This is a genomic window from Bradyrhizobium sp. (assembly GCF_049581145.1).
GTDB lineage: Bacteria > Pseudomonadota > Alphaproteobacteria > Rhizobiales > Xanthobacteraceae > Bradyrhizobium.
On record NZ_JBAURI010000755.1, the window covers coordinates 1 to 5,157 of the forward strand.

General features: G+C 61.5%; 8 protein-coding genes and 1 pseudogene. 3 read left to right on the plus strand and 6 right to left on the minus strand.

Annotated features, from left to right (window positions below):
- Positions 1–19 precede the first annotated feature (19 nt).
- From rpsU to purE, 3 genes are all read right to left on the minus strand, one after another.
- Entirely contained in the window at positions 20–271 is a 252-nt protein-coding gene (rpsU, locus tag WCB02_RS24650; protein WP_423962272.1) for a 30S ribosomal protein S21, read from the minus strand.
- A gap of 303 nt (positions 272–574) precedes the next feature.
- Positions 575–1,660 (minus strand): 5-(carboxyamino)imidazole ribonucleotide synthase, encoded by a 1,086-nt coding sequence (locus WCB02_RS24655; protein WP_423962273.1) that lies wholly within the window; start codon positions 1,658–1,660, stop codon positions 575–577.
- On the minus strand, positions 1,657–2,145 hold the full coding sequence (gene purE, locus WCB02_RS24660) for a 5-(carboxyamino)imidazole ribonucleotide mutase (RefSeq protein WP_423962274.1): 489 nt from the start codon (positions 2,143–2,145) through the stop codon (positions 1,657–1,659). The genes WCB02_RS24655 and purE overlap by 4 nt, the downstream gene beginning before the upstream one ends.
- A 298-nt stretch (positions 2,146–2,443) precedes the next feature.
- Here purE and WCB02_RS24665 point away from each other — a divergent pair, with 298 nt between their 5' ends.
- Positions 2,444–3,118 carry a GGDEF domain-containing protein gene (locus WCB02_RS24665; protein WP_423962276.1) on the plus strand — a complete coding sequence of 225 codons (675 nt, stop codon included), beginning with the start codon at positions 2,444–2,446 and terminating at the stop codon, positions 3,116–3,118.
- Here the strand turns inward: WCB02_RS24665 and WCB02_RS24670 are convergent.
- Both WCB02_RS24670 and WCB02_RS24675 read right to left on the minus strand, forming a co-directional pair.
- The gene (locus tag WCB02_RS24670; RefSeq protein ID WP_423962277.1) at positions 3,105–3,356 is read right to left on the minus strand and encodes a hypothetical protein; all 252 of its coding nucleotides are present in this window, start codon (positions 3,354–3,356) and stop codon (positions 3,105–3,107) included. The genes WCB02_RS24665 and WCB02_RS24670 overlap by 14 nt on opposite strands.
- A 110-nt stretch (positions 3,357–3,466) precedes the next feature.
- Positions 3,467–3,652, minus strand: a pseudogene (locus tag WCB02_RS24675) (hypothetical protein); the annotation flags it as partial.
- Positions 3,653–3,840: 188 nt separating this feature from the next.
- On the opposite strand from WCB02_RS24675, the gene WCB02_RS24680 reads away from it, so the two are divergent.
- Entirely contained in the window at positions 3,841–4,224 is a 384-nt protein-coding gene (locus tag WCB02_RS24680) for a response regulator (RefSeq protein WP_423962278.1), read from the plus strand.
- 12 nt (positions 4,225–4,236) lie between these two features.
- On the opposite strand, the gene WCB02_RS24685 is transcribed toward WCB02_RS24680, so the two are convergent.
- Positions 4,237–4,443, minus strand: coding sequence for a YdcH family protein (locus tag WCB02_RS24685; protein WP_423962280.1), 207 nt, complete (start codon positions 4,441–4,443; stop codon positions 4,237–4,239).
- A gap of 302 nt (positions 4,444–4,745) precedes the next feature.
- Between WCB02_RS24685 and WCB02_RS24690 the strand changes: the two genes are divergently transcribed.
- Positions 4,746–4,931 (plus strand): YdcH family protein, encoded by a 186-nt coding sequence (locus tag WCB02_RS24690; protein ID WP_423962282.1) that lies wholly within the window; start codon positions 4,746–4,748, stop codon positions 4,929–4,931.
- Positions 4,932–5,157: the final 226 nt, after the last annotated feature.

Genomic DNA, 5,157 nt, shown 5'->3' on the forward strand with positions numbered 1-5,157 from the left:
CAAAACGTCCGTCCGGAGTTCAGCCGGCCGAGCGCGGCGCGCCCGGGACGATTTTCGGCTTCATCGGAAGCAGGCCTTCGCGCTGCAGTTTCTTGCGGGCGAGCTTGCGCGCCCGGCGCACGGCTTCGGCCTTTTCGCGTGCCTTCTTCTCGGAAGGCTTTTCGTAGTGACCGCGGAGCTTCATCTCGCGGAAGATGCCCTCGCGCTGCATCTTTTTCTTCAGCGCCTTCAGAGCTTGATCGACATTGTTATCGCGAACGAGAACCTGCACGCGGCATCCTCTTTTCAGTATCGGTATGGAATCGGGTAAGCGCCAAGGGCTGGCAAAAGGCCTCGCCCTTAACCTTGAGGGCGCGGATGTATCAGACAAAACCGCAGATGTCTACCGCTCGAAACACAATTACATGCGATTTCGGCGGCAAAACCTTGCTCTCGTGGCGAATCAACCGGCATGGCCAATCAGCCGGCTTCCGGCGACACGGCGGCTTAGGTCGTGGACTTGGGTCAGTGGACCTGGGTCAGTGAACTTGGGTCAGTGGACTTGGGTCAGTCGATTTGGGTTAGTCGATTTGGGTTAGTCGACTTGGGTCACATGGCCCATCTTCCGGCCTGGACGTGGCGAGCCCTTGCCATAGAGGTGCACGGTCGCGCCCGGAACGGTCAGCCACTGTACGTAATCGTTGATCTCGTCCCCGATCAGGTTGGTCATGGTGACGTGGCCATGACGGACCGGTTTGCCGAGCGGCCAGCCGGCGATGGCGCGAATGTGCTGCTCGAATTGCGAGATCGACGCGCCATCGAGGGTCCAATGTCCGGAATTATGCACCCGCGGCGCGATCTCGTTGACCAGGATCTTGGGGCCATCGCCGGCCAGCACGAACATCTCGACCGCGAGCACCCCGACATAGTCGAGCGCATCGGCGATCCCAGCTGCGATCGAACGCGCCTGTTCCGCGAGTTCCGCAGGGATCGCGGCTGGGGCGCGCGAGATCTTCAGGATATGGTCGCGGTGCTCGTTCTCGGTGACGTCGAAGCATTCGATATGGCCATCGGCTGATCGCGCGGCGATCACCGAGACCTCGCGCTCGAAGGGAACGTAAGCCTCGAGAATTGCTGATCTGGTACCGAGCTCGGTCCAGATGCGGTCGATATCGTCCGCCGCGCGGATGATCGCCTGGCCCTTGCCGTCATAGCCGAAGCGCCGTGTCTTGATCACGGCAGGCAGCCCGATGCGCGAGATCGCGGTTTGCAGCGACGACGCCGAACAGACGTCGGCATAGTCAGCGGTGCCGATCCCCAGCCGCTTGACGAAATCCTTCTCCGCCAGCCGGTCCTGAGTAGTTTCCAGGATCTTGCGATTGGGCAGCACCGGGCGCCGCGCGTCCAGAACCATCGCGGCGGCGGCGGGAACATTTTCGAATTCGTAGGTGATGACGTCGACGTCGTTGGCGAACAGCTCCAGCGCCTCGACATCGGCATATTCGGCGCAAGTCGCGTTCAGGACCACGTCGAAAGCCGGCGAGTCCGGATCCGGCGAAAACACCTGGCAGCGCAGGCCAAGTCGCGCTGCAGCCATCGCCAGCATCCGGCCGAGCTGCCCGCCGCCGAGGATTCCGACGGTGTCGCCGGGTTTCAGTTTCACCTGACCGGACCGGGTCACGGCTGGTCCTCCGGACGCTCGGCGACCTCCGCGGTCCGCTGCTTGCGCCAAGCGATGAGCCTTTCGGCCAGCGCCGGATCATTGAGCGCAAGTACGCTTGCCGCGAGCAGGGCGGCATTGATGGCGCCGGCCTTGCCGATCGCCAGCGTGCCGACCGGCACGCCAGCGGGCATCTGCACGATGGAATACAGCGAATCGACCCCAGCGAGCGACTTTGACTCGACGGGAACGCCGAACACGGGCAGTTCGGTCAGCGACGCGGTCATCCCCGGGAGATGCGCTGCCCCGCCGGCGCCGGCGATGATGACCTTGAAACCGGCCGCCTTGGCGGCCTTGGCGAAAACAAACAACCGTTCAGGGGTACGATGGGCTGAGATGATGCGCGTGTCGGCGTCGATGCCGAGCTCAACCAATGTTTCGGCCGTGTGACGCATGGTATCCCAGTCCGACTGGCTTCCCATGATGATGGCGACGGGGGCGGTCATATCTACAATTCTTCTCGGGAATCCAGAAAGATAGGCCGGATTATAGGTTCAGGCCCGACAACGGCAAGGCATGGCAAAGGAGTGGGAATGAACTATCCTGTCTTGATGAATACCGGCAAGCCCCAGAGCACGATCCGGAAACATATGCCTCAGCCAGATTCCGAGGGAGCCGGCACCGCTTTTCGAGAGATCGTGCTCAAGCAATCAATAGCGCAGGCCCATGCCTAGGAAACCCATGAAAGGGAAAACCATTGCATCGGCGCGGGGAGCTAACAGGCGCCGTCCCGCAGCGCGCAAGGTGGCCACGCCGCGGTCGGCTGCGGCGCAGGATGGGGCCAAGGGCAAAGGAAAGACCAAACGCAGGACCAGCGGAAAGGCCCGAGAAAAGATTGATGACAAGGCGACCATCCGGCAGCTCAGAGGGGAACTGGCGCAGGCGCTCCGGCGGGTCGAGGAACTGCAGGCCTCGGCGGACACCGATTTCCTGCTCGGCATTCCCAACCGGCGCGGCTTTGAGCGCGCGCTGCAGCGCTCCATCGCCTACATCAAGCGTTACCATGCCAGTGGGGCGCTGATCGTGCTCGACGTCGATCGCTTAAAGCCGATCAACGATGTCTTCGGGCATGCCGCGGGGGATCAGGTGCTGAAAGCGATCGTGGCCGCGGTGACCGGCCAGGTGCGTGCCTCCGACGTGGTCGGGCGGCTCGGCGGCGATGAGTTCGCCCTGCTGATATGGAATCTCAGCGAGACCGACGCGCGAGCGAAAGCGGCGGCGCTGGAGCTGGCGATCGACCAACTCACCTTCGTGTTCGACGGCAGCAGGGTGACGGCCGGAGCATCCGCCGGCGTTGCGACCCTTACGCCGCAGACGGAAGCGGCCCGCGCGCTCGAACAGGCCGACGCCGCGATGTACCTGCGGAAGGCGCAGAGGCGGCACGAGACCGAGGCGGTCCCGACAGTTAAAGTGCGCTGAGATCATCCGGCACCTGGCCGAATGTTCGCAGCAGCCGGGCTTCTTTGAACTCGCCGAGCATGGGATCGCCGGTGCGGCTGAACGCTACGGCACCGACATGGCCGGCAGCCCGCGCCAACATCTCAGCGCGCCGCAGCGCGGTTGTCGATGTCTGGCATTCCTCGGCCGGGCCCGCGACCGGCGAACCGTTGTCGTCCTGCAGGAACGGGAGTGCCACATAATAGGTGATCTCGGCCATCGCGGACGCTCCGGGTCTCGTCATGCCGCATCGCTGGCTCTGTCCGGCAATGACTCCGACATGCTCTTCGGCAAAGCCTTGGACGGCGGGTTGGACGAGGCCGCCTTGGACGACTCCTTGGGCATGCAGCCGGATGAGATCGCCGCCTGCAGTTCCAGCAGTTCGACTTCCAGATATTCGTTGGCCATGATGAGCGCCTTGATCGTGCTGCGCAAATTCCCGTCACACATGGAGATCGCCTGGTCGCAGGCCTGTTCATAGTGGCTGTGGTCGAACGTCGAAGCGGGTGCGGACATGGCGAAAACTCCAAAAGCGGCTGATGAAGTCGTGTCTTGATGTTCCTATTTTGTTCTCTTGGAGTCAAGCAGCTTAGCCGGTGCCGCAGCAGGAATCTTCCCGCCAGCGGCCCTGCTAAAGCTTTGGGCAGCAGATGGGAACGAAAACAAAATCCTGCACTTAAGCTAGATGCAGGGGAGGCTGAGGAATGGGTCCCGTCGAGCCAAGACCCGTGGTGCTGGTGGTCGAGGACGATTTCCTGCTCCGCCTGGATGCAGCTGACATGATCCAGGCCGCCGGTTTCCTGGTGATCGAAGCCGGCAGCGCCGATGAAGCGATCGCGATTCTGGAAGCGCGCGCCGACATCGCCGTTGTCTTTACCGATATTCAGATGCCGGGCTCGATGGACGGCTTGAAGCTCGCGCGCGCGGTTCGGGGCCGCTGGCCGCCGATCAAGATCATCGCGACCTCAGGCCTTTCCCACATCCATGAAGACGACCTGCCGGAAGGCGGCCGGTTTTTGCCCAAGCCCTACAACGCGATGCAGATCACGGGAGTGCTGGTTGAGGTGACGCAGGACGCGTCGATATGAAGCCATCTCGCTCTAGGCGATGATATCCGGCGTGATCTGGTCTTCGATGAAGGCGATGCGGTCGCGGAGCTGGAGTTTGCGCTTCTTCAATCGTTGCAGGCGCAACAAATCCGGCGCCGGCGATTGATGCAATGCATCGATCGCCGCGTCCAGATCGCGGTGCTCCTGCTGCAGCCGTGCGAGTTCGGTCTGCAGTTCGCGCTCATCTTCCTTGGTCATGTCGTACGATAGCTGAAAAACGCGATGAGATTGCGAAACGCCCCGGAAAGCCTGTGGGAAATATCGTTCCTGTCGGCCCCGTCCGCAAGCAGCCAATATGACGGCAACGCCGCATAATCTGTGGCTAACCCGAGGTTGGGGGGCGTCGAAAGGCCAGTCATTACTTACTCACGCTTCGTTACACATACTACCTAAATATGAACGTTGGTGAATCCCGATCCCCATCGACAGATCATGCGAGTCGTGTACACTCCGAGACCTTGTGTCGAATCTGAGGTTCAATCCTACCGAGGAGGTTTCGAATGGCAATTCAGGCGCATCTCGTTGAACTGGAACGGAAACACCAAATTCTTGAGAACGAATTGCATGACGCTCTCGTACACCTTTCAACGGACGACCTGCAAATAGTCGAATTGAAGCGCCGAAAATTGATGGTGAAGGATCAGATCGAGCGGTTGAGGCACACGGCCGAAGATACGTTGCACTAGATAGCACCAGATACGCTGCACCAGCGAAGGCCGCTCCGGCGACAGTCGCTGGCGCGCAGATCCAGAATGTCGACATCGTCCCGGTGAGCGCTCTCCCATCCACTCCCGGAGCGAGGGTTCTTTTACCCGCGCAACATTGCGCAGCGACACTTCGAGACTTCGCCGAGATTTTGCCAGGTCGTGATCGCGAGGGGCCGCTCAGCCCTCCGTGAGTGCGATGACATGG